This is a genomic window from Streptomyces sp. NPDC047000, from assembly GCF_040644295.1.
In the GTDB taxonomy this organism is placed as follows: domain Bacteria; phylum Actinomycetota; class Actinomycetes; order Streptomycetales; family Streptomycetaceae; genus Streptomyces.
The window spans coordinates 135,204-156,209 of record NZ_JBEYWE010000004.1 but is presented as its reverse complement, the minus strand read 5'-3'; the positions used below and the strand labels follow the sequence as shown (position 1 = coordinate 156,209).

Sequence of the window (21,006 nt, the reverse complement as noted above, 5' to 3'; positions counted from 1 at the left end):
GGCGCAACGCGCCTCCCCGGTCCCAGCTCCACCCGTTCGAGTGACCCGATGTCCCTGGTCACCCGCCCGGCACACGGCTACACCTGTCCGCGCACGCCCTTCGCCAGTTCGCCCGCGAGGGCCCGGACCGCCTCGAACCCGGCCGCGGGGTCCGGCGCGTCCAGCATCCGCTTGACGAACGCGGACCCGACGATGACGCCGTCGGCGAACCGGGCGACCTCGGCGGCCTGCGCCGCGTCGGAGACGCCGAGGCCGACGCAGACGGCGAGACCGGTACCGGTGGCCCGGGTGCGCTCGACCAGTTCCTGCGCCTGCTCGCCGACCGACGCACGGGTGCCGGTGACGCCCATCAGCGAGGCGGCGTAGACGAAGCCGCTGCCCACCGCGGTGATCTCGGTGAGCCGCTCGTCCTTGCTGCTGGGCGCCACGACGAACACGGTCGCCAGACCGTGCTTGTCGGCGTGCTCCCGCCACAGCGCGGACTCCTGGACCGGCAGGTCGGGCAGGATGCAGCCCGCGCCGCCCGCCTCCGCGAGTTCGGCGGTGAACCGCTCGACGCCGTAGCGGTCGACGGGGTTCCAGTACGTCATGACGAGCACCGGCTTGCCGGTGGCGACGTACGCCTCCCGGACCGTCCGCAGCACGTCCGCGATCCTGACGCCGCCGCGCAGGGCGATGTCGTCGGCGGTCTGGATGACCGGGCCGTCGAGGACGGGGTCACTGTGCGGCAGGCCCACCTCGACGACGTCGGCGCCGGACTCCAGGACGGCCTTCACCGCCTCGATGCCGCCCTCGACGGTCGGGAACCCGGCCGGGAGGTAGGCGATCAGCGCCGCGCGGCCCTCCGCCTTCGCGGCGGCCAGGGTGTCGGTCAGCAGCCGCATGTTCCCGCTCACTTGGCGTCCCCCTCGATCTCGGCGGTGTCGCTGTCCGCGTCGGCGGCGACCTCGGCGTCCACGCCGTTGTCGTAGAGACCGAAGTAGCGGGCGGCGGTGTCCATGTCCTTGTCGCCGCGGCCGGACAGGTTGACCACGATCAGGCCGTCCGGACCGAGTTCCCTGCCGACCTCCAGGGCACCGGCCAGCGCGTGGGCGCTCTCGATCGCCGGGATGATGCCCTCGGTGCGCGACAGCAGGCGCAGGGCCTGCATCGCGTCGTCGTCGGTGACCGCGCGGTACTCGGCGCGGCCGGTGTCCTTGAGGTAGGAGTGCTCGGGGCCGATGCCGGGGTAGTCCAGACCGGCCGAGATCGAGTACGGCTCGGTGATCTGGCCCTCCTCGTCCTGCAGGACGTACGACCGGGAGCCGTGCAGGATGCCGGGCTCACCGGCGGTGAGGGTGGCCGCGTGCTCTCCGGTCCCGATGCCGTGGCCGGCCGGCTCGCAGCCGATGAGACGCACGCCGGTGTCAGGAATGAGGGCGTGGAACAGCCCGATGGCGTTGGAGCCGCCGCCCACGCAGGCGACGGCGGCGTCGGGGAGGCGTCCGGCGCGCTCCAGGATCTGCCGCCTGGCCTCGACACCGATCACGCGGTGGAAGTCGCGGACCATGGCCGGGAAGGGGTGCGGGCCAGCGACGGTGCCGAACAGGTAGTGGGTGCGGTCGACGTTGGCGACCCAGTCGCGGAACGCCTCGTTGATGGCGTCCTTCAGGGTGCGGCTGCCGGACTTCACGGCCACCACCTCGGCGCCGAGCATGCGCATCCGGGCCACGTTCAGGGCCTGGCGGCGGGTGTCGATCTCGCCCATGTAGATGGTGCACTCGAGGCCGAACAGCGCACAGGCCGTCGCCGTGGCCACGCCGTGCTGGCCGGCGCCGGTCTCCGCGATGACGCGGGTCTTGCCCATCCGCCGGGTCAGGAGGGCCTGGCCGAGCACGTTGTTGATCTTGTGGGAGCCGGTGTGGTTGAGGTCCTCGCGCTTGAGGAACATCCGGGCACCGCCGGCGTGCTCCGCGAAGCGGGGCACCTCCGTGAGTGCGCTCGGGCGGCCGGTGTAGTTGACGAGGAGGTCGTCGAGCTCACGGGCGAACTCGGGGTCGTGCTTGGCCTTCTCGTACTCGACGGCCACCTCGTCCACGGCGGCGACGAGGGCCTCCGGGATGAACTTGCCGCCGAACGCGCCGAAGTAGCCCTCGGCGCTGGGGACCTGACCCTCCGGGTCGGGGATGAAGAAGTCGCTGGACATGCGGATACCTCGCATGGGCCGTGGCCCGGTGTCGGTGGGGACGGATGTCACGGTGTGTGCCGCGCGTGCGGTGCCGCTGTCGCGCGGCGCGCGGCCGCGGGCCATCGCATCCCGTTCACCTGGCCGGGCTCGTCACCGATGACGTAGCGGACCCGGCGCCCGTGCACACGCCTCGCCGGCGCGCGGCAGCCCCTCGGGCGGCATCCGCGGGCGAGACGGGCATAGGGATCCCTGGCCGTCATGGTGATGAGCATCGGCCTGATTCTACCGGGCGCCTGCGGCGGCGGGGCGGTGTCCCGTGCGGGTGCGTTCCACCGGGGTGCGGTGTGCCGTGCGGGGCGCTCCGTGGGGGTGCGTCGTTCCGTGCGGGTGCGTTGTGGCTGGTCGCGCAGTTCCCCGCGCCCCTGGGGAGTTGCAGCCGACGTCGGCTGCGACGGGCCGGCCAGGGGGCGATACCGGGTGCGGAGCGTTGTGGGTGGGGGGTCAGCCTCGGTCCTGGCGGAGGGCCGGGTGGGCGCCTGCCGCGACCAGGTCGGAGACCGCGGCGCGGGGGTCGCGGCCGGTGACCAGGGACTCGCCGACCAGGACCGCGTCGGCGCCCGCGTTGGCGTAGGCGATCAGGTCGTGCGGGCCCCGCACCCCGGACTCCGCGACCTTGACGATCCCCGGCGGGATCTCGGGCACGACCCGGTCGAACGTCGAGCGGTCCACCGTCAGCGTCTTCAGGTTCCGCGCGTTGACCCCGATGACCTTCGCCCCGGCGTCCACCGCCCGCTCGACCTCGTCCTCGTCGTGCACCTCGACGAGCGGCGTCAGTCCGATGGACACCGCCCGCTCGATGAGCGACTCCAGCGCGGGCTGCTCCAGGGCCGCCACGATCAGCAGGGCGAGGTCGGCGCCGTACGCCCGCGCCTCCCAGAGCTGGTACGACGTGACGATGAAGTCCTTGCGCAGCACCGGGATGTCCACGCGTGCGCGGACCGCCTCCAGGTCGGCCAGCGAGCCGCCGAAGCGGCGCTGTTCGGTGAGCACGGAGATGACGGCCGCGCCGCCCGCCTCGTAGTCCGCGGCCAGGGCCGCCGGGTCGGCGATCGCGGCCAGCGCGCCCTTGGAGGGGCTGGACCGTTTGACCTCGCAGATCACCTTGACCGCTTCGCCGCGCAGCGCGGCGATGCCGTCCTTGGCGCTGGGAGCCTTCGCCACGCGCTCCTTGAGCTCGTCGAGGCTGACGCGCGCCTGCCGTTCCGCGAGGTCGGCACGGACTCCGTCGATGATCTCGTCGAGCACACTCACGCGAGCGGCCCCCTTCCAGACGGGTGACGGGTGGAGTTCGGACGGTCGCGCTTCCCATCGTGGCCCGCGAGACAGGGCGGGCGAAATCGGTGGTCACTGCGACACTGCGATGGTATCCGGAGCGAGGGGGATGCCTCGCATCCGGTTGACGCCGGGTGGGGCCGGTGAGGTGTCAGGGACGCATCAGACGGAGTGCGTCACGGGTGCAGCCGACCGCCGAACGGCAGGTTGCGTACCACGGTGAACAGTGCCACCAGCGTCCCCATGAGCCACAGCTGTCCCCGGCCCAGGTCCATCCCCGGGGGCCTGCCGCGCACCGCGCGGACCACCCAGACGGTCCACAGCACGGCCGCGGCGAAGAAGCCGAGCACGGCCACCGCGTTGTCCTGGAGGGCGGTCGCGAGGTCGCCGTGGACGAACGCGTGCGCGCAGCGCAGTCCGCCGCAGCCGGGGCAGTAGATGCCGGTCCAGCGGTACAGCGGGCACGGCGGGTAGTGGCCGGGCCGGTTGGGATCGACGGTTCCGACGTAGGCGAAGGCGCCCGCGACGGCCGCGAACAGCCCGGCGGGCACCGCCAGCCGTCCGACCGCGCTCCGCGTGCTCCCCGGGCCGCGCAGGGTGCCGGGGGTCAGGGCCTCGCCGGTGTCGGTGTTCACCCGTCGTATTGTGCCGTGCGGCACCGTGTACGCGCGCGCGGGCCGCCCGCCCCGTCCGGACAGGCACGGACACACGTCAGGGGCGGCTCCGGGCGGTGTGGTGCGCCGCCCGGAGCCGCCCCCGGGGGCTCAGCTCTCCGAGGCGACCGGCTCGCGCGCCTCGGTGACGGCGCCGCCGGTGACGGCGGCCGGGCGCGGCGACAGGTGGTTCTCCCTGGGCTGGCCGAGGCCCATGTTGCGCATGATCCCGCCGACGACGGCACCGGAGAGGGTGAGGGCGATGCCGACCCAGAAGCCCGCCGGGTTCGCCATGACGGTGAACACGCTCGTGACGCAGAACCCGATGAAGGCGATGATCACACCGGTCCACGCTGCCGGGGTGTGTCCGTGTCCGTGGCTGCTGCCCGCCATGACTTGCTCCTCGATGCTGTGTACGGGACGTACGTGTCTGAGCCGGCGTGTCTGAGCCGGACACTCACCGCCCATTGTCCCGTACGCGGGCGTGTCGCCGTGAGTGGGGGTACCCTTCGGCCCGCGTCTGATTCGCCACACCGGGACCTCCGACCGTCCGGAGGGCCCTGGACCGCACGTGGACCGTACGTGGACCACGTGCGGACTACGCGGGGTCCGCCCCGGTGGGGTCCTCGCCGCGGTCCAGGGCCTTCCACAGGTCCTCCGGCCGGCCCGGGTCGGCGGACGGCGCGGCGCGGCGCGGGCGCGCGGTGTCCTCGCGTTCGTAGCGGCCGGACATCGCGGGCCACAGCCGGCCGTAGCGCAGGGCGAGAAGGCCGGCGAGGAGGATCAGGAGGCCGCCGGCGGCCGCGGCGTAGGGCCAGGCGGTGTGGCTGAGCGCGTGCACGGCGGCCGCGGTGTCGCCGGTGGCCTTGGCGGCCTGCTCGTCGAGCGCGGAGCGGTCGTGCGCGCCGGCCAGCGCAGCGGCGACCGTGCCCGCGCCGGAGAGCGCGAGGAGCGCGGAGACCAGCAGGCGTCCGGAGCGGCGGACGGCGAAGACGGCGACGAGCGCGGCGAGGCCCACTATGGCGAGGGCCGCGGGGACGCCCGTGACGTCACTGCCCCTGGCGGTGAGGGGGAAGGTGCCGCCGGCCACCGTCGCGGTGCCGTGCGACCAGCGCTGCCTGCTGGCGAGCAGGGCGACGGCTGCGCCGAGCGCGCCCAGCAGCAGGGCGGCGGCGAGGCTGCGGCGGCCGGATCGGGCGGGACCGGCGGAGGCCGCGGCCTCGGAACGGGGGTGGGGTACGGCAGTCACGTACCCCACTATCGCCTGAACCCCCGGCGAACCGTGACCCGGGGCGGGGCGGCGCCCGTCACACCGCCCGTCGCACCACCCGTCACACCGTCCGTCGCACCACCCGTCACACCGACCGCAGCCGTCCCGCGGTGTGCACGGCGCGCAGCACCGCCGCGGCCTTGTTGCGGCACTCGGTGTCCTCGGCCACCGGGTCGGAGTCGGCGACGATCCCGGCCCCGGCCTGCACGTACGCCGTGCCGTCGCGCAGCAGGGCGGTGCGGATGGCGATGGCGGTGTCCGAGTCGCCCGCGAAGTCGAGGTAGCCGACGCAGCCGCCGTACAGACCGCGGCGGGAGGGTTCGAGCTCGTCGATGATCTGCATCGCGCGGGGCTTGGGCGCGCCCGACAGGGTGCCCGCGGGGAAGCAGGCCGTCAGGACGTCGAACGCGGTACGGCCCGGGGCGACGCGGCCGGTGACCGTCGAGACGATGTGCATGACGTGCGAGTACCGCTCGACGGACATGAAGTCGACGACCTCGACGGAGCCGGGTTCGCAGACCCGCCCCAGGTCGTTGCGGCCGAGGTCGACGAGCATCAGGTGCTCGGCGCGTTCCTTGGGATCGGCGAGGAGCTCGTCGGCGAGGGCCTGGTCCTGCCGCGGGGTGGCGCCGCGGTGCCGGGTGCCGGCGATGGGGTGGACCATGGCACGGCCGTCCTCGACCTTCACCAGGGCCTCGGGGGACGATCCGACGACGTCGAACCCGTCGAAGCGGAACAGGTACATGTACGGGGACGGGTTGGTGGCGCGCAGCACCCGGTAGACGTCGAGCGCACTGGCGGAGCAGGGGGTCTCGAAGCGCTGCGAGGGGACGACCTGGAAGGCCTCGCCCGCGCGGATGCGCTCCTTGATGTCCTCGACGGCCGCCCGGAAGTCGGGGCCGCCCCACAGCGCGGTGTACTCGGGCAGTTCGGACGGCGGCAGCCGGTCGGCCGGCTGGGCGACCGGGCGGGACAGGTCCGCCTCCATGGCGTCGAGCCGGGCGACGGCGTCGGCGTATGCCTCGTCGACGCCGGTGTCGAGGTCGTTGTGGTTGATCGCGTTGGCGATCAGCAGGACCGAGCCCTCCCAGTGGTCCATGACGGCGAGGTCGCTGGTGAGCAGCATGGTCAGTTCGGGCAGCCGCAGGTCGTCGCGCTCGCCGGGGCCGATCTTCTCCAGGCGGCGGACGATGTCGTAGCCGAGGTAGCCGACCATGCCGCCGGTGAAGGGCGGCAGACCCTCCTGGCGGGGGGTGTGGAGGGTCTCCAGGGTGGCGCGCAGCGCGGCCAGCGGGTCGCCGTCGGCCGGGACGCCGACGGGCGGGGTGCCGAGCCAGTGGGCCTGTCCGTCGCGTGCGGTGAGGGTGGCGGCGGAGCGGACGCCGACGAAGGAGTAGCGGGACCAGGAGCGGCCGTTCTCGGCGGACTCCAGCAGGAAGGTGCCGGGGCGTTCGGCGGCGAGCTTGCGGTAGAGCGCGACCGGGGTGTCGCCGTCGGCGAGGAGTTTGCGGGTGACGGGGACGACCCGTCGGTCGGTGGCCAGCTTGCGGAACGTCTCGAGGTCCATGGCGGCAGACCTTACTGATCGTCGGCGGCGGGACCCGCATCGTCCGCCCCGCCCCGCCGCCCGGCGTCCGCCGGCAGCCGTACCGGGTCCGCGGGCCGCGGGTCCGGGTCCTTCAGCAGCACGTCCGCGTCGAAGCAGGTGCGGTCCCCGGTGTGGCAGGCGGCGCCGACCTGGTCGACCTTGACGAGCACCGTGTCGCCGTCGCAGTCCAGGGCGACGGACCTGACCCGCTGGACGTGCCCGGAGGTGTCGCCCTTGACCCAGTACTCGCGGCGGCTGCGCGACCAGTAGGTGCAGCGTCCCGTGGTGAGCGTGCGGTGCAGTGCCTCGTCGTCCATCCAGCCGAGCATCAGCACCTCACCGGTGTCGTACTGCTGGGCGATGGCGGGGACGAGCCCGTCGGGGCTGCGCTTGAGGCGGGCGGCGATCCCGGGGGCGAGGCCGCCGGGCGGGGGCGTGCTGGTCATGGGGTCATTGTGCCGCGCCGGGGCGGCTGCTTTGGGGGCATGTCCACTGTGCGGACCCGTCACGCGGCCGTAGGGTGACGGTATGTCGACCTTCGCGCAGCGTGAACGGCTCCTTCTCGCCGACCTCCTGGAAACCGCGGGCCCGGACGCCCCGACCCTCTGCGAGGGGTGGAAGACCCGCGACCTCGCGGCGCACGTGGTGGTGCGCGAGCGCCGGCCGGACGCGGCGGGCGGCATCCTGATCAAGCCGCTGGCCTCCCGTCTGGACCGGGTGATGACGGAGTTCGCCGCGAAGCCGTACGAGGAGCTGATCCAGCTCATCCGTACCGGGCCGCCGCGCTTCTCGCCGTTCAACGTCAAGCAGGTCGAGGAGCTGTCGAACACCGTCGAGTTCTACGTCCACACCGAGGACGTGCGCCGGGCCCGCCCGGAGTGGACGCCGCGCGAGCTGGACCCGGTGTTCCAGGACGCGCTGTGGTCGCGTCTGGAGCGCATGGCCCGGTTGATGGGCCGCAGTGCCCCGACGGGTCTGGTGCTGCGCCGCCCGAACGGCCAGACGGCGGTCGGCCGCCGCGGCACGCCGGTCGTCACGGTCACCGGCGAGCCGTCGGAGCTGCTGCTGTTCACCTACGGCCGGCAGGGCGTGGCCAAGGTGGACCTGGACGGCGACGCGGACGCGATCGAGAAGCTGCACACCGGGAAACAGCTCGGTATCTGAGACCGGGAGCCGGGAGCACCGCATGATCAAGGTCGCGATGACCAGCGTGTTCGTCGACGACGTCACGAAGGCGCACGCCTTCTACACGGACGTCCTGGGCTTCGAGACCCGGCTGGACATGGATCTGGGCGGCGGCACCCGGCTGGTCACGGTCGGCGCGGCCGAGGGGGCCCAGCCGGACCTCCAGCTGCTGCTCGAACCGGGGCAGGGGCCGATCGCGGAGCCGTACCGTACGGCGCTGCGCCGGGCGGGACTGCCGTGCATCGTCTTCTCGGTGGACGACATCGCGGCGGAGTACGCGCGTCTGACCGGTCTCGGGGTGCGCTTCGCCCAGGAACCGCGGGAGCAGGGCCCGGTGATCGCGGCCGTGCTGGACGACACGGTGGGCAACTGGGTCCAGCTGGTGCAGCCGACGGGCTGAGCACCCCGGGATCAGCCGGGCAGCTGGGCCCGCCGCAGCCCGGGGAAGCCCAGGGCGGCCACCCCGCCGAGCCCGCACACCGCCGCACTCACCGCGAACACCGGCCCGGTCCCCCACATCCCGATCGAGGCGGCCGTCAGCGGCATGCTGAGCGGGGCGAGTCCGAGGCTGACCAGGCCGGACACGGCGGTGACGCGGCCCAGGAAGGCCGGGTCGGCGTGGGTCTGGAGCAGCGCGCCGCACAGGGCGCCGCTGAGTCCGGCGAGCAGGCCGACCAGGGCGGCGATGCCGACGGCGCCGATGACGGAGGGCACCCGGGCGAGGGCGCCGACGGCGACACAGCCGGCCAGGAGGGACCAGCCCGCCGTCCGCCCGGCGTGCGGCAGCCGCCCCCGGACGGCCAGCAGCAGCGACACCGCCCCGGCTCCCGCGCCGAACCCGGCGAGCACCCAGCCCATCCCGGACGCGCCCCAGCCGCGTTCGTCGGCGAGCAGGGTGAGGCCCACGTTGAGCGGCCCGACGAACCCGAGGTCGCCGAGGGCGATGGTCAGCATGAGCGGCCCGAGGATCCGGTGCCCCCGCACGTACCGCAGTCCGTCGAGCAGGTCCCGCCACGCGGTGCGGCGGCCCCGGTCCTCCCGCGTGACCGTGTCGTCGGGCGCCGGCTCCCGCATCCGCACGGTGACCAGCAGCGGCACCGACACCGCGATCAGCAGCCCGGCCAGTGCGAACGCGGCCGCGGCGCCGCCGAGTGCCACGGCGAGCCCGCCGAGCGGGGCGCCGGTGATGCTCGCGAACCGGATGGCGAGCCCGCGCATGCCCTGCACCCGGGCGAGCTGCCCCTGGCCGGTGATCCGCGCCGGAAGCGCCCCGACGGCGGGCATGAACACGGCGTCGACGGTGCCGAAGACCAGCGCGAGCACGGCGAGCGGCCACAGCCCGGGACCGGTCAGGAACAGCAGCAGGGCCACCGCGCCCACGGCGGCGCAGCGCACGGCGTCACTGCCGATGACGACCCGCCGGGGCCCGAACCGGTCGGCGACCACTCCCCCGCCCAGCATCAGCAGGGCCCGGGGCAGCGCGCTGGCCGACATCACCAGACCGGCCTCGGTGGCCGTACCGGCCCGCACGGCGGCCCAGGAGAGCGCGACGTAGTAGACGGTGTCCCCGACCATGGAGGCGGTGTAGGCCGCGAGCCAGCGCAGCACGTTGCCGTCGCGGTGGGCGGGGCGGTCGACGGCCGTCGGGGCCGCGGTGCTCGTACCGGTTTCGGTCGACACGGGGACGGCCCTCTCAGACGCGGAACGGGAATCCGTACACGTGCGGCGCAACACGGTCGCACCTCTCGGTGTCACGCGCAACCATGCCGGGCCTGCCCCTTCCCCTGGTGCCTGCGACGGGGTTGTGCCCGCACGTGTCCGCCCCGGGGCCGCGGGAAGGCCCCGGCCGCACCGGAAGGGAGGCGGCCGGGGCTCGGCGGGGCGTCACCGCACCGGGTGTCCGGCCTCCCGCAGGGTCTGCTTGACCTCGCCGATGCGGAGGTCGCCGAAGTGGAAGACGGAGGCCGCCAGGACCGCGTCGGCGCCCGCGGCGACCGCCGGGGGGAAGTCGGTGAGCCGGCCCGCGCCGCCCGAGGCGATCAGGGGGACCGTGACGTGCTTGCGGACCGCCGTGATCATCTCCAGGTCGTAGCCGTCCTTGGTGCCGTCGGCGTCCATGGAGTTGAGGAGGATCTCCCCCGCGCCGAGTTCGGCCGCCTGGTGGGCCCATTCGACGGCGTCGATGCCGGTGCCGCGGCGGCCGCCGTGGGTGGTGACCTCGAAGGTGCCGGCCGGGGTGCGGCGGGCGTCCACGGAGAGGACGAGTACCTGACGGCCGAAGCGTTCGGCGATCTCGCGGATCAGCTCCGGGCGGGCGATCGCGGCCGTGTTGACGCCCACCTTGTCGGCACCGGCGCGCAGCAGTCTGTCGACGTCCTCGGTCGTGCGGACGCCGCCGCCCACGGTGAGCGGGATGAAGACCTGCTCGGCGGTGCGGCGCACCACGTCGTAGGTGGTCTCCCGGTTGCCGGAGGACGCGGTGATGTCCAGGAAGGTCAGTTCGTCGGCGCCCTCGGCGTCGTAGACCTTGGCCATCTCGACGGGGTCGCCCGCGTCGCGCAGGTTCTGGAAGTTGACACCCTTGACGACCCGGCCGCCGTCCACGTCCAGGCAGGGGATGACTCGGACCGCCAGGGTCATGAATCCACGGCTCCTTCAGAAAAGCTTGCGAAAGCTTGCTACTGGCCCCGGAAGGCTTCCAGTTCCACTTCGACCAGGATGCGCGGGTCGACGAAGCCCGCCACGACCAGCATGGTCGCGGCCGGGAGCACGGAGCCGAACAGCTCCTTGTGGGCACGGCCCACCTCGTCGACGTCCCGCGCATGGGTCAGGTACATGCGGGTGCGGACCACGGACGTGATGTCCAGGCCGAACTCGCCGATCGCCTCGACCGCGCCGGCGAAGGCCGCCTTCGCCTGCTCGTAGGGGTCGCCCTCCCCGTGGAGCACACTGCCCTGGAAGGCGGTGGTGCCGGCCACCAGCACACGGTCTCCCGCCGCGACGGCGCGTGCGAAGCCGAAAGGCTCTTCCCAGGGACTTCCGCTCTGCACCCGCCGTACGGCTTCGGACGTCATGACGACACTTCCTCCAGGGCTTCTTCCAACGTGAACGCCTTCGCGTACAGGGCCTTCCCGACGATGGCCCCCTCGACACCGGCCGGGACCAGACCGGCGAGGGCGCGCAGGTCGGCGAGGGAGGAAACGCCGCCGGACGCCACGACCGGGCGGTCGGTGGCGGCGCAGACGTTCGTCAGCAGCTCCAGGTTGGGGCCCTGGAGGGTGCCGTCCTTGGCGATGTCGGTGACGACGTAGCGGGCGCAGCCCTCCTTGTCGAGGCGGGCCAGCGTCTCGTAGAGGTCGCCGCCGTCGCGGGTCCAGCCGCGGCCCCGGAGGGTGGTGCCGCGGACGTCGAGCCCTACGGCGATCTTGTCGCCGTGCTCCGCGATGATCTCGGCGACCCACTCGGGGGACTCCAGGGCGGCGGTGCCGAGGTTGACGCGGGTGCAGCCGGTGGCGAGGGCGGCGGCCAGGGAGGCGTCGTCGCGGATGCCGCCGGACAGCTCGACCTTGATGTCCATGGCGCCGGTGACCTCGGCGATCAGCTTCCGGTTGTCGCCGGTGCCGAACGCGGCGTCCAGGTCGACGAGGTGGAGCCACTCGGCGCCGGAGCGCTGCCAGGAGAGGGCCGCCTCCAGGGGGGAGCCGTACGACGTCTCCGTCCCGGACTCGCCGTGCACCAGGCGGACGGCCTGGCCGTCGCGGACGTCGACGGCGGGGAGGAGTTCGAGCTTCGCAGCCATCAGAGGGTTCCGATCCAGTTGTTCAGCAGCTGGGCTCCGGCGTCGCCGGACTTCTCGGGGTGGAACTGGGTGGCCCACAGGGCGCCGTTCTCGACGGCCGCGACGAACGGTTCGCCGTGCGTGGCCCAGGTGACCTTCGCGGCGGGCATCGCGGGGTTGTGGACCTCCAGCTCCCAGTGGTGCACGGCGTAGGAGTGCACGAAGTAGAAGCGGGCGTCGGTGTCGAGTCCGGCGAACAGCTCGCTGTCGTGCGGCGGGCGTACGGTGTTCCAGCCCATGTGGGGCACGATGTCCGCCTTGAGCGGCTCCACCGAGCCGGGCCATTCGGCGAGGCCCTCGGTCTCGGTGCCGTGCTCGATGCCGCGGGCGAACAGGATCTGCATGCCGACGCAGATGCCGAGCACGGGGCGGCCCCCGGCCAGGCGGCGGTCGACGATCCAGTCGCCGCGGGCCTCGCGCAGCCCGTTCATACAGGCGGCGAAGGCTCCGACGCCGGGGACGAGCAGCCCGTCCGCGTTCATCGCCCTGTCGAAGTCACGGGTGATCTCGACGTCGGCGCCCGTGCGGGCGACGGCGCGCTCGGCGGAGCGGACGTTGCCGAAGCCGTAGTCGAAGACGACGACGCTGCTCAATTCCACACCTCCAGCCGCATGACGCCGGCGATCAGGCACAGCCCGGAGGCGATGACCATCAGGACGATGAGGCTCGACGGCATCTTCTGCTTCACGAAGGAGATGATCCCGCCGGCGAAGAACAGCCCGACGAGGATGAGGAGGGTCGAGGTGGTGTTCACAGCGCGCCCTTCGTGGAGGGCAGGATGCCGGCCGCGCGCGGGTCGCGCTCGCTGGCGTAGCGCAGGGCGCGGGCCAGCGCCTTGAACTGGCATTCCACGATGTGGTGCGCGTTGCGGCCGTAGGGCACGTGCACGTGCAGGGCGATCTGCGCCTGGGCGACGAAGGACTCCAGGATGTGCCGGGTCATCGTGGTGTCGTACTGGCCGATCATCGGCGCCATGTTCTCGGGCTCGGTGTGCACGAGGTAGGGGCGGCCGGAGAGGTCGACGGTGACCTGGGCGAGGGACTCGTCCAGCGGGACCGTGCAGTTGCCGAAGCGGTAGATGCCGACCTTGTCGCCGAGGGCCTGCTTGAAGGCGGCGCCGAGGGCGAGGGCGGAGTCCTCGATGGTGTGGTGCGAGTCGATGTGCAGATCGCCCTCGGTCTTCACCGTGAGGTCGAACAGGCCGTGCCGGCCGAGCTGGTCGAGCATGTGGTCGTAGAAGCCGACGCCTGTCGACACGTCGGTCTTCCCGCTGCCGTCGAGGTCGATCTCGACGAGGACGGAGGTCTCCTTGGTGACCCGCTCCACGCGTCCGACGCGGCTCATGCGCTCTGCTCCTTGGTGGTGGTGGGTGCCGCCGGTACGGCGAGGCTCTTCAGTTCGCGTGCCGCGGCGAGGAACGCGTCGTTCTCCGCGGGTGTCCCGGCGGACACCCTGAGCCGTCCCGGTACGCCGTTGTCGCGGACCAGGACGCCCTGGTCGAGCAGCCGCCGCCAGGCCTCGTGCGGGTCGGCGAACCGGCCGAACTGGACGAAGTTGGCGTCGGACGGCGTGACGTCGAAGCCCATGCCGCGCAGTTCGTCGACGAGCCGGTCGCGCTCCGTCTTCAGCTGCTCGACATAGCCGAGCAGGGTGTCCGTGTACTCCAGTGCCGCCAGCGCGGTGGCCTGGGTGACGGCGGACAGGTGGTAGGGCAGCCGGACCAGCTGGACGGCGTCCACGACGGCGGGGTGCGCGGCGAGGTAGCCGAGCCGCAGCCCGGCGGCGCCGAACGCCTTCGACATGGTGCGCGAGACGACGTAGTTGGGGAACCGCTCCAGCAGCGGCAGCGCGGACTCGCCGTGGCTGAACTCCGCGTACGCCTCGTCGAGGACCAGCATCGAGGGCCCGGCCTGGCGCATGACCTCCAGCAGCCGGAGGACGAAGTCCGGCTCGACCGCGTTGCCCGTGGGGTTGTTGGGGGTGGTGAGGAAGACGACGTCCGGCCGGTGCTCCAGGACGAAGTCCCGCATCACGCCGGGGTCGACGGTGAAGTCCTCGGTGCGCGGGCAGGACAGCCAGCGGGTGCCGGTGCCGCGCGCGATGAGGCTGTGCATCGAGTACGACGGCTCGAAGCCCATCGCCGTACGGCCGGGGCCGCCGAAGGTCTGCAGCAGCTGCTGGATGACCTCGTTGGAGCCGTTGGCCGCCCACACGTTCTCGGTGCGGAGGGGGTGACCGGTCGTGTCCGTGAGGTACTTGGCGAGCTGCGTGCGCAGTTCGACGGCGTCCCGGTCCGGGTAGCGGTTGAGGTGCCGGGCCGCCTCACGCACCCGTTCGGCGATCCGCTCGACGAGCGGTTCGGGCAGCGGGTAGGGGTTCTCGTTGGTGTTCAGCCGTACCGGCACGTCCAGCTGGGGCGCGCCGTAGGGGGACTTGCCGCGCAGTTCGTCCCGTACGGGCAGATCGTCGATGGTGAAGCTCACTTGCTCTCAGGCACCTTCCAGCCGAACCTCGCCTTGATCGCCGCGCCGTGCGCGGGCAGGTCCTCCGCCTCCGCCAGCGTGACCACGTGGTGCGCGACCTCGGCCAGCGCGTCCTCGGTGTAGTCGACGATGTGGACGCCGCGGAGGAACGACTGCACGGACAGGCCCGAGGAGTGGCAGGCGCAGCCGCCGGTGGGCAGCACGTGGTTGGATCCGGCGGCGTAGTCGCCGAGCGAGACGGGCGCCCACGGGCCGACGAAGATCGCGCCCGCGTTCTTCACCCGGTCGGCGACCGCGGCGGCGTCGGCCGTCTGGATCTCCAGGTGTTCCGCGCCGTACGCGTCGACCACCCGCAGACCCTCGTCGAGGCCGTCGACGAGCACGATCGCGGACTGCCTGCCCGCGAGGGCGGGGACGATCCGGTCCTCGGTGTGCCTGGTCGCCGCGACCTGCGGCGCCAGTTCCTTCTCCACGGCGTCCGCGAGGGCGACGGAGTCGGTGACCAGCACGGCCGCCGCCAGCGGGTCGTGCTCGGCCTGGCTGATCAGGTCGGAGGCCACGTGCACCGGGTCGGCCGTGTCGTCCGCGAGGACCGCGATCTCGGTGGGACCGGCCTCGGTGTCGATGCCGATCTTCCCGGTGAAGTAGCGCTTGGCGGCGGCGACCCAGATGTTGCCGGGGCCGGTGACCATGTCGGCGGGCGGGCAGGACTCGGTGCCGTACGCGAACATCGCGACGGCGGTGGCGCCGCCGGCCGCGTACACCTCGTCCACGCCGAGCAGGGCGCAGGCGGCGAGGATCGTCGGGTGCGGGAGTCCGCCGGTGGCGGCCTGCGGGGGTGAGGCGAGCGCGACGGACGCGACGCCGGCCTCCTGGGCCGGTACGACGTTCATGACGACGGAGGAGGGGTAGACCGACAGGCCGCCGGGCGCGTAGAGCCCGACCCGCTCGACGGGGATCCACTTCTCGGTGACCGTGCCGCCGGGCACGACCTGCGTGGTGTGCGTCGTACGGCGCTGGGCGCGGTGGACGAGCCGGGCGCGGCGGATGGACTCCTCCAGGGCCGCGCGCACGGCGGGGTCGAGCTCGTCGAGGGCCCTGGCGATCGCCTCGGCGGGGACGCGTACGGACTCCAGGCGGACGCCGTCGAACTTCTCGGCGAAGTCGATCAGCGCCGCGTCGCCCCGATGATGCACGGCCTCGCAGATCGGACGCACCTTCTCGAGGGCGGCCGAGACGTCGAAGTCGGCTCGGGGCAGCAGGTCGCGCAGGGCGGGGCCTTCGGGAAGGGCGTCGCCGCGCAGATCGATTCGGGAGATCACGGGCTCAATTCTCTCAGACCCGCGCCGCGGGCCGTGCGCGCGTATCAGTGGCTGATACACAGCGTGGCCGGAACGGGGGGTGGGCGGGCGGAACCCGGAAGATCGGGTTCACGTCCATGTTCCGGACGGTGCCTGGCGGGCATCACAGACCGGCAGGGCCCTGCGGGGCGCGACGGAGGGAAGGGAGAGCCGTGACCGAGGGGGCCGGGCTGCGCACCGGGGAACCGCCGGACGATCTCACCGCGGCCGAGGCCGGGATGTGGCAGGCGTTCCGCAACGGCACCGTGTACGACCTGAGCAGCGGGGACGCCGCCGTGGACGATCCGCACGGCGGATGCCCCTGGGGCCCGGAGCGGACCGTACGGGGCAGGATCGTGGCCTGGCTGCTGCTCGACGGGCCGCCCGCGCTCGCGGGCCGGGTCTCCGCGCTGAAGCTGACCGGCGTGCGGATCGCGGGCTCGCTGGACGTGGCGGGCGGCACGGTGGCCCCGTACGTCGAACTGCGGAGCTGCCGGTTCGAGCAGGACGTCCTGCTCCCGGAGGCCCGTTTCGCGACCCTGCGGCTGGTGAACTGCGCGGTGCCGCGCCTGGAGGCGGCGCGGGTGCACACCGAGGGCGATCTCCATCTGCCGCGCTGCCGGTTCCGCAACGGCCTCCGGCTGACCGACGCGCACATCGGCACCGACCTGATGCTCAACCAGGCCGTCGTGCACCGCGACCGCACCGGCCGCTCCATCGCCGCCGACGGGCTGAGCGTGGGCCAGGACTTCCAGGCCGAGCTGCTGGAGTCGCACGGCGAGCTGAGCCTGCGCAGCGCGAAGGTCGGCGTGTCGCTGAGCCTGCGGGGCGCGCGGCTGTCCAACACGCAGGGGCGGCTCGCCCTGAACGCGCCCCAGCTCACCGTGGAGCGCTCGCTGTATCTGACGCCGGCGGGCTTCGGCTCGCCGTGGCAGAGCGGTACGACACCGGCGCAGGGCACCCGGGTGCAGCGGTTCGAGTCCCGTGGCGGGGTGCGGCTGGACGACGGGCGGTTCGGCGACGCGGTCGACCTCCAGGGGGCCCGGTTCGACTTCACCGACGTCCAGGAGCTGTCGCTGCGGCGCGTGCAGACGCCCGAGTTACGGTTCCTCGGCGAGCGTCCGCAGCGCGGAAAGGTCGTGCTGTCGGGGGCGCGGATCACCACTCTGGTGGACCGGGCGAGCGCCTGGCCGGGGCCCGGCAATCTGCACATGGGCGGCTTCTCCTACGAGAACCTCGTGCCGCAGGGTCCGTTCCCGCTGGAGGAACGGCTGGACTGGCTGGCCGCCGCGACCGCCGAGTACAACCCGGAGCCCTACGAGCGGCTCGCCGCCGTGCTGCGCGGCGCGGGCGAGGACGAGGACGCCCGTGAGGTGCTCCTCGCCAAGCAGCGCCAGCGGCGCAGGACCCTGCCGCCCGCCGCGAAGCTGTGGGGGTACGCGCAGGACCTCACGGTCGCCTACGGGTACCGTCCGGGCCGGGCCGCGGTGTGGATGGCGGTGCTGTGGGCGGCGGGCTCGGTGGCCTTCGCGCACGCCGCGCACCTGCCGGCCGGCGCCGGGCAGCCGCCGTGGGACCCCACCCTCTACACGCTGGACCTGCTGCTGCCGGTCATCGACCTGGGCCAGACCGATCAGTGGCAGCTGCGCGGGGGCTGGGAGTGGTTGTCGGTGGTGATGATCCTGATGGGCTGGATCCTGGCGACGACCGTGGCGGCGGGCGCGACCCGCCTGCTGCGGCGCAGCTGAGGGGCACCGGTGCGGCGCGGGGGGGGCGCCCACAGCTCACCGACAGCTACCGGACAGACACTTTTTACCCGTCCTTGACTTCTGTCCGTACAACTTTCCCGCGCCTGCGGATGCCCACTGGCGCTCCCCCGACCTGCGGTCTTTCAATGGTCGGCACCATGGCTCTGCTGCCCCCCTTCATCCGGCCGTCACGGACGAGAACGCTCCGTGCGCGCCCCGTCGCCGCACCCGACGGCGACGACGAGGTGTTCCTCGACGTACCCGACGACCGGCTCGGCCCCGCCCTCGTGGCGGCCGGGCGGGGCGAGCACGGGAGCGCCGCCGCGCTGCTGGCCGCCACCCGCGCCGGCGCCGAGTGGGAGGTCCGCGACCGCTGCGTGCAGCGGCTGGCGGGGTTCGCGCGGTCGCGGGGCGAGTGGTTCGAGAGCTGGCGTGCCGCCGACCCGTACGATCCCGACGGGCTGCTGGTCGCGGCCCAGCTGGCGGTGGACCGGGCGTGGCCGTCGCCGGGCCGGGCGGAGCTGCTGCGCGCGGTGAGCCCGCTGATCACCGTGACGGCGCAGCTGGACGTGCGCGACCCGGTGCCGTGGCGGCTGGCGCTGGACCACGCGCGGGGGGCCCGCGCCGGGCACACGTACTTCGGCGAGCTGTGGGAGGCGGCGGTGCGGCGCGCCCCGCACCACTACGGCTGTCATGTCGCGGCCCTGCGCTATCTGGCCGCCTCGTGGCGGGGTTCGCACCGGGAGTGCTTCGACTTCGCCGACCGCGCCGCGCAGGACGCGCCGGCCGGTTCGCTGCTCCAGGCGCTGCCCGCGCGGGCGGCGTTCGCCTGTCTGACCGGCGGCGGCGGTGCTGGCGTGCCGAGGGCGAGGCTGGACGCGGCGGCGGACCGGGCGATCGCGTTGTCGGCCCGCTTCCCGGCGGGGGACGCGTGGCCGGCCGAGATCCGCAACACGCTGGCGTACGTGCTGGTGCGGCTGGAGCGCTACGAGGACGCCCTCGCCCAGCTGGTCCTGACCGGCCCGTACGTGACGTCGTTCCCGTGGGGACGGCTGTCGGACGATCCGCTGGGCCGGTTCCTGGAGGTGCGCGACCAGGTGCGGGACGAGGTGCGCGGGACGGCGTTCCCGCGGCGTCCCGGGGGCCCCGGCGGGGGACGCGGGGGACGTACCGGTCGTGCCGGCTCCGGTCACCATTAGGCTTTTGCGCCGTGAGTACTGTCCGTCTCCCGCTCTTCCCGCTGAACACGGTGCTGTTCCCGGGACTCGTGCTGCCGCTGAATGTCTTCGAGGAGCGTTACCGCGCGATGATGCGGACGCTGTTGAAGACGCCCGAGGAGGAACCGCGCCGGTTCGCCGTCGTGGCGATCCGTGACGGCCTCGAGGTGGCTCCCAGCGCACCCGGCATGCCGGACCCGACGGCGCTGCCGCAGCGCGGGCCCGCGGCCGGTTTCGGCGCGGAGCCCCTCAGGACGTTCCACACGGTGGGCTGCGTGGCGGACGCCGCGACGATCCGGGAACGGCCCGACGGCACGTTCGAGGTGCTGGCCACGGGGACGACCCGGGTGCGGCTGCTGTCGATGAACACGTCGGGGGCGTTCCTGACGGGTGAGCTGGAGGAACTGGAGGAGCAGCCCGGGGACGGGGCGGGGGCGCTGGCGGAGGGCGTGCTGCGGGCGTTCCGGCAGTACCAGCGGCGGCTGGCGGGGGCGCGGGAGCGGTCGGTGGCGGGGACCCCGGAACTGCCGGACGAGCCGTCGGTGGTGTCGTACCTGGTGGCGGCGGCGATGATGCTCGACACACCGGCCAAGCAGCGGCTGTTGCAGGCCCCGGACACCGCGTCACGGCTGCGCGACGAACTGAAACTCCTTCGCTCGGAGACGGCCGTGATCCGTAGTCTGCCGTCGCTGCCCGCGGCGGAGCTGACACGCGGGCCGACGAGCCTCAACTGACGTACCACCGACGTACACCGGGAAGCGGCGCATGGCGAAGAAGACGAAGAAGCAGCACCAGCAGGGCGGCACACCGGCCACGGTGGCGCTGACGGCGGCGGGCGCGGAGTACACGGTCCACGCCTACGAGCACGACCCCTCGCACCCCTCCTACGGCGAGGAGGCGGCGGAGGCGATGGGCGTGTCGCCGGAGCGGGTCTTCAAGACGCTGGTGGCGGACGTCGACGGCGCGCTGACGGTGGCCGTGGTCCCGGTGTCGGGCCAACTGGACCTGAAGGCCCTGGCGACGGCGGTGGGCGGCAAACGGGCGGCGATGGCGGACCCGGCCCTGGCGGAACGCACCACCGGGTACGTCCGCGGCGGCATCTCGCCGCTGGGCCAGCGCAAGAGGCTGCCGACGGTGCTGGACGACTCGGCGTCCGCGCATCCGACGATCTGTGTCTCGGCGGGGCGGCGGGGCCTGGAGGTGGAGCTCGCCCCGGGGACGTTGACCGCTCTCACGGGGGCGGTACTGGCGCCGATCGGACGCGGCTGACGCTCCCGCGGGGGGCGACGGGGCGGTGGTTCTCGCCCCCGCCGCCCCTTCCCGTCCCGTCACGGGGGCGCTGCCCCCGTACCCCCGCTCCTCAAACGCCGGAGGGGCTGGATACAGCCCGTCTGGGGGTACCCCCTCTGGGGGAGTTTGAGGACGAGGCCCGAAGGGCCGAAAGGGGGGTCTGGGGGCGCAGCCCCCAGGGACGGGAACGGGAAGGGGCGGCGGGGGCGAGAACCCGAAGGCTACTGCGCCGGAAAGGGGTGGGCGGGTTCCGGGTCCCGGGGGCCGAAGAGGGCGGTCAGGCCCAGGTGGACCAGCGTGGCCGACAGCGGCAGCGCCAACGGCGCGGCCCACTTCGCACTCAGCTTCAGCGGCGCCGCGAACGTCACACCCTTGCCGACGGCCCGGGCATGCGCGATGACGTCCTGGGCGGGCCCGAGCCACACGCCGAGCCGCCACGCCAGCAGCGAGCCGAGCAGGCTGCCGACCGCCAGGCCGATGACCAGCGGCACCCCGCCCCGGCGCCGCACCAGGAACACCGCGAGGGCGCAGACGGCGCCGACGGCCAGGGACAGCAATATGAAGGTGCCGTCGACGCCGATGGCCTGCTCGCCCTCGCTGTCCTTGAGGTAGACGACCCAGTTCTTGCCGACCGCGTCGCCGACCAGCGGCACCCGCGGCGCCAGCTGCCACCACAGCAGCCCGAGCAGCACCCCGCCGAGCACCGCCACCGCCACCGCGATCAGCGCGGCCTCCCGCACCTCCGTCCCCATGCCGGGACCGGCGTCCTGGGGCGCGGGGGCCGGGTGGCCGGGACCGGTGCCGGGGGGCGGCCACGCCCCGTCGTCGTGCGGGGAGTGCTCGTGCGGCGGCGGAGGCGGAGTCAGCGGTGCGGTCACCAGGACATCGTGCCAGG

The 21,006-nt window shown here is 73.4% G+C and carries 25 protein-coding genes; 6 read left to right on the top strand and 19 right to left on the bottom strand.

All coding sequences use genetic code 11. The features are described from left to right. Positions 1 to 77 precede the first annotated feature (77 nt). The 9 genes from trpA to hisI form a co-directional block, all read right to left on the bottom strand. A complete protein-coding gene (trpA, locus tag ABZ862_RS09475) occupies positions 78 to 896 on the bottom strand; it encodes a tryptophan synthase subunit alpha (RefSeq protein ID WP_360954947.1) in 819 nt (272 codons plus the stop codon). After that, on the bottom strand, positions 893 to 2,185 hold the full coding sequence (gene trpB / locus ABZ862_RS09470; protein WP_360954944.1) for a tryptophan synthase subunit beta: 1,293 nt from the start codon (positions 2,183 to 2,185) through the stop codon (positions 893 to 895). The genes trpA and trpB overlap by 4 nt, the downstream gene beginning before the upstream one ends. A gap of 47 nt (positions 2,186 to 2,232) precedes the next feature. Beyond that, positions 2,233 to 2,439: a tryptophan synthase subunit(beta) gene (locus ABZ862_RS09465; protein WP_360954941.1), complete on the bottom strand. Its 207-nt coding sequence runs from the start codon at positions 2,437 to 2,439 to the stop codon at positions 2,233 to 2,235. 229 nt (positions 2,440 to 2,668) lie between these two features. Next, positions 2,669 to 3,478 carry an indole-3-glycerol phosphate synthase TrpC gene (gene trpC, locus ABZ862_RS09460; RefSeq protein WP_360954938.1) on the bottom strand — a complete coding sequence of 270 codons (810 nt, stop codon included), beginning with the start codon at positions 3,476 to 3,478 and terminating at the stop codon, positions 2,669 to 2,671. 197 nt (positions 3,479 to 3,675) lie between these two features. After that, a complete protein-coding gene (locus ABZ862_RS09455; protein WP_360955503.1) occupies positions 3,676 to 4,110 on the bottom strand; it encodes a DUF2752 domain-containing protein in 435 nt (144 codons plus the stop codon). Positions 4,111 to 4,263: 153 nt separating this feature from the next. Beyond that, entirely contained in the window at positions 4,264 to 4,545 is a 282-nt protein-coding gene (locus ABZ862_RS09450; RefSeq protein ID WP_360954935.1) for an HGxxPAAW family protein, read from the bottom strand. A 205-nt stretch (positions 4,546 to 4,750) separates the two neighbouring features. Next, positions 4,751 to 5,410 carry a TIGR02234 family membrane protein gene (locus ABZ862_RS09445; RefSeq protein ID WP_360954932.1) on the bottom strand — a complete coding sequence of 220 codons (660 nt, stop codon included), beginning with the start codon at positions 5,408 to 5,410 and terminating at the stop codon, positions 4,751 to 4,753. Between the two features lie 97 nt (positions 5,411 to 5,507). Next, positions 5,508 to 6,989, bottom strand: a complete 1,482-nt coding sequence (locus tag ABZ862_RS09440; protein ID WP_360954929.1) for an anthranilate synthase component I — start codon at positions 6,987 to 6,989, stop codon at positions 5,508 to 5,510. An 11-nt stretch (positions 6,990 to 7,000) separates the two neighbouring features. Beyond that, positions 7,001 to 7,456 carry a phosphoribosyl-AMP cyclohydrolase gene (gene hisI / locus ABZ862_RS09435; RefSeq protein ID WP_360954926.1) on the bottom strand — a complete coding sequence of 152 codons (456 nt, stop codon included), beginning with the start codon at positions 7,454 to 7,456 and terminating at the stop codon, positions 7,001 to 7,003. An 82-nt stretch (positions 7,457 to 7,538) separates the two neighbouring features. Here hisI and ABZ862_RS09430 point away from each other — a divergent pair, with 82 nt between their 5' ends. Both ABZ862_RS09430 and ABZ862_RS09425 read left to right on the top strand, forming a co-directional pair. After that, positions 7,539 to 8,174 carry a TIGR03085 family metal-binding protein gene (locus tag ABZ862_RS09430; RefSeq protein ID WP_360954923.1) on the top strand — a complete coding sequence of 212 codons (636 nt, stop codon included), beginning with the start codon at positions 7,539 to 7,541 and terminating at the stop codon, positions 8,172 to 8,174. 22 nt (positions 8,175 to 8,196) lie between these two features. Continuing rightward, positions 8,197 to 8,595, top strand: a complete 399-nt coding sequence (locus ABZ862_RS09425; RefSeq protein ID WP_360954920.1) for a VOC family protein — start codon at positions 8,197 to 8,199, stop codon at positions 8,593 to 8,595. A gap of 11 nt (positions 8,596 to 8,606) precedes the next feature. Here the strand turns inward: ABZ862_RS09425 and ABZ862_RS09420 are convergent, their stop codons facing one another. From ABZ862_RS09420 to hisD, 9 genes are all read right to left on the bottom strand, one after another. Then, positions 8,607 to 9,875: an MFS transporter gene (locus tag ABZ862_RS09420; protein ID WP_360954917.1), complete on the bottom strand. Its 1,269-nt coding sequence runs from the start codon at positions 9,873 to 9,875 to the stop codon at positions 8,607 to 8,609. A gap of 204 nt (positions 9,876 to 10,079) precedes the next feature. Next, positions 10,080 to 10,835, bottom strand: a complete 756-nt coding sequence (gene hisF, locus ABZ862_RS09415) for an imidazole glycerol phosphate synthase subunit HisF (RefSeq protein WP_360954914.1) — start codon at positions 10,833 to 10,835, stop codon at positions 10,080 to 10,082. Positions 10,836 to 10,873: 38 nt separating this feature from the next. Beyond that, a complete protein-coding gene (locus ABZ862_RS09410) occupies positions 10,874 to 11,269 on the bottom strand; it encodes a RidA family protein (RefSeq protein ID WP_360954911.1) in 396 nt (131 codons plus the stop codon). Continuing rightward, entirely contained in the window at positions 11,266 to 11,994 is a 729-nt protein-coding gene (gene priA, locus ABZ862_RS09405) for a bifunctional 1-(5-phosphoribosyl)-5-((5-phosphoribosylamino)methylideneamino)imidazole-4-carboxamide isomerase/phosphoribosylanthranilate isomerase PriA (protein WP_360954908.1), read from the bottom strand. Before priA ends, ABZ862_RS09410 begins: the two co-directional genes overlap by 4 nt. Next, a complete protein-coding gene (gene hisH / locus ABZ862_RS09400; RefSeq protein WP_360954905.1) occupies positions 11,994 to 12,632 on the bottom strand; it encodes an imidazole glycerol phosphate synthase subunit HisH in 639 nt (212 codons plus the stop codon). The genes priA and hisH overlap by 1 nt, the downstream gene beginning before the upstream one ends. Beyond that, entirely contained in the window at positions 12,623 to 12,787 is a 165-nt protein-coding gene (locus ABZ862_RS09395; protein WP_360954902.1) for a hypothetical protein, read from the bottom strand. Before ABZ862_RS09395 ends, hisH begins: the two co-directional genes overlap by 10 nt. Further along, on the bottom strand, positions 12,784 to 13,377 hold the full coding sequence (gene hisB / locus ABZ862_RS09390; protein WP_360954899.1) for an imidazoleglycerol-phosphate dehydratase HisB: 594 nt from the start codon (positions 13,375 to 13,377) through the stop codon (positions 12,784 to 12,786). Before hisB ends, ABZ862_RS09395 begins: the two co-directional genes overlap by 4 nt. Beyond that, complete coding sequence (locus ABZ862_RS09385; RefSeq protein ID WP_360954896.1) at positions 13,374 to 14,516, bottom strand: histidinol-phosphate transaminase; 1,143 nt, start codon at positions 14,514 to 14,516, stop codon at positions 13,374 to 13,376. The genes hisB and ABZ862_RS09385 overlap by 4 nt, the downstream gene beginning before the upstream one ends. Beyond that, entirely contained in the window at positions 14,513 to 15,838 is a 1,326-nt protein-coding gene (gene hisD, locus ABZ862_RS09380; protein ID WP_360954893.1) for a histidinol dehydrogenase, read from the bottom strand. The genes ABZ862_RS09385 and hisD overlap by 4 nt, the downstream gene beginning before the upstream one ends. A gap of 191 nt (positions 15,839 to 16,029) precedes the next feature. On the opposite strand from hisD, the gene ABZ862_RS09375 reads away from it, so the two are divergent. From ABZ862_RS09375 to ybaK, 4 genes are all read left to right on the top strand, one after another. Then, on the top strand, positions 16,030 to 17,604 hold the full coding sequence (locus tag ABZ862_RS09375; protein WP_360954890.1) for an oxidoreductase: 1,575 nt from the start codon (positions 16,030 to 16,032) through the stop codon (positions 17,602 to 17,604). Positions 17,605 to 17,750: 146 nt separating this feature from the next. After that, the gene (locus ABZ862_RS09370; RefSeq protein ID WP_360954887.1) at positions 17,751 to 18,803 is read left to right on the top strand and encodes a hypothetical protein; all 1,053 of its coding nucleotides are present in this window, start codon (positions 17,751 to 17,753) and stop codon (positions 18,801 to 18,803) included. 11 nt (positions 18,804 to 18,814) lie between these two features. After that, the gene (locus ABZ862_RS09365; RefSeq protein ID WP_360954884.1) at positions 18,815 to 19,555 is read left to right on the top strand and encodes an LON peptidase substrate-binding domain-containing protein; all 741 of its coding nucleotides are present in this window, start codon (positions 18,815 to 18,817) and stop codon (positions 19,553 to 19,555) included. A gap of 31 nt (positions 19,556 to 19,586) precedes the next feature. Further along, positions 19,587 to 20,090 carry a Cys-tRNA(Pro) deacylase gene (gene ybaK / locus ABZ862_RS09360; RefSeq protein ID WP_360954881.1) on the top strand — a complete coding sequence of 168 codons (504 nt, stop codon included), beginning with the start codon at positions 19,587 to 19,589 and terminating at the stop codon, positions 20,088 to 20,090. 242 nt (positions 20,091 to 20,332) lie between these two features. On the opposite strand, the gene ABZ862_RS09355 is transcribed toward ybaK, so the two are convergent. Further along, positions 20,333 to 20,989 carry an AAA family ATPase gene (locus tag ABZ862_RS09355; protein ID WP_360954878.1) on the bottom strand — a complete coding sequence of 219 codons (657 nt, stop codon included), beginning with the start codon at positions 20,987 to 20,989 and terminating at the stop codon, positions 20,333 to 20,335. Positions 20,990 to 21,006 lie beyond the last annotated feature (17 nt).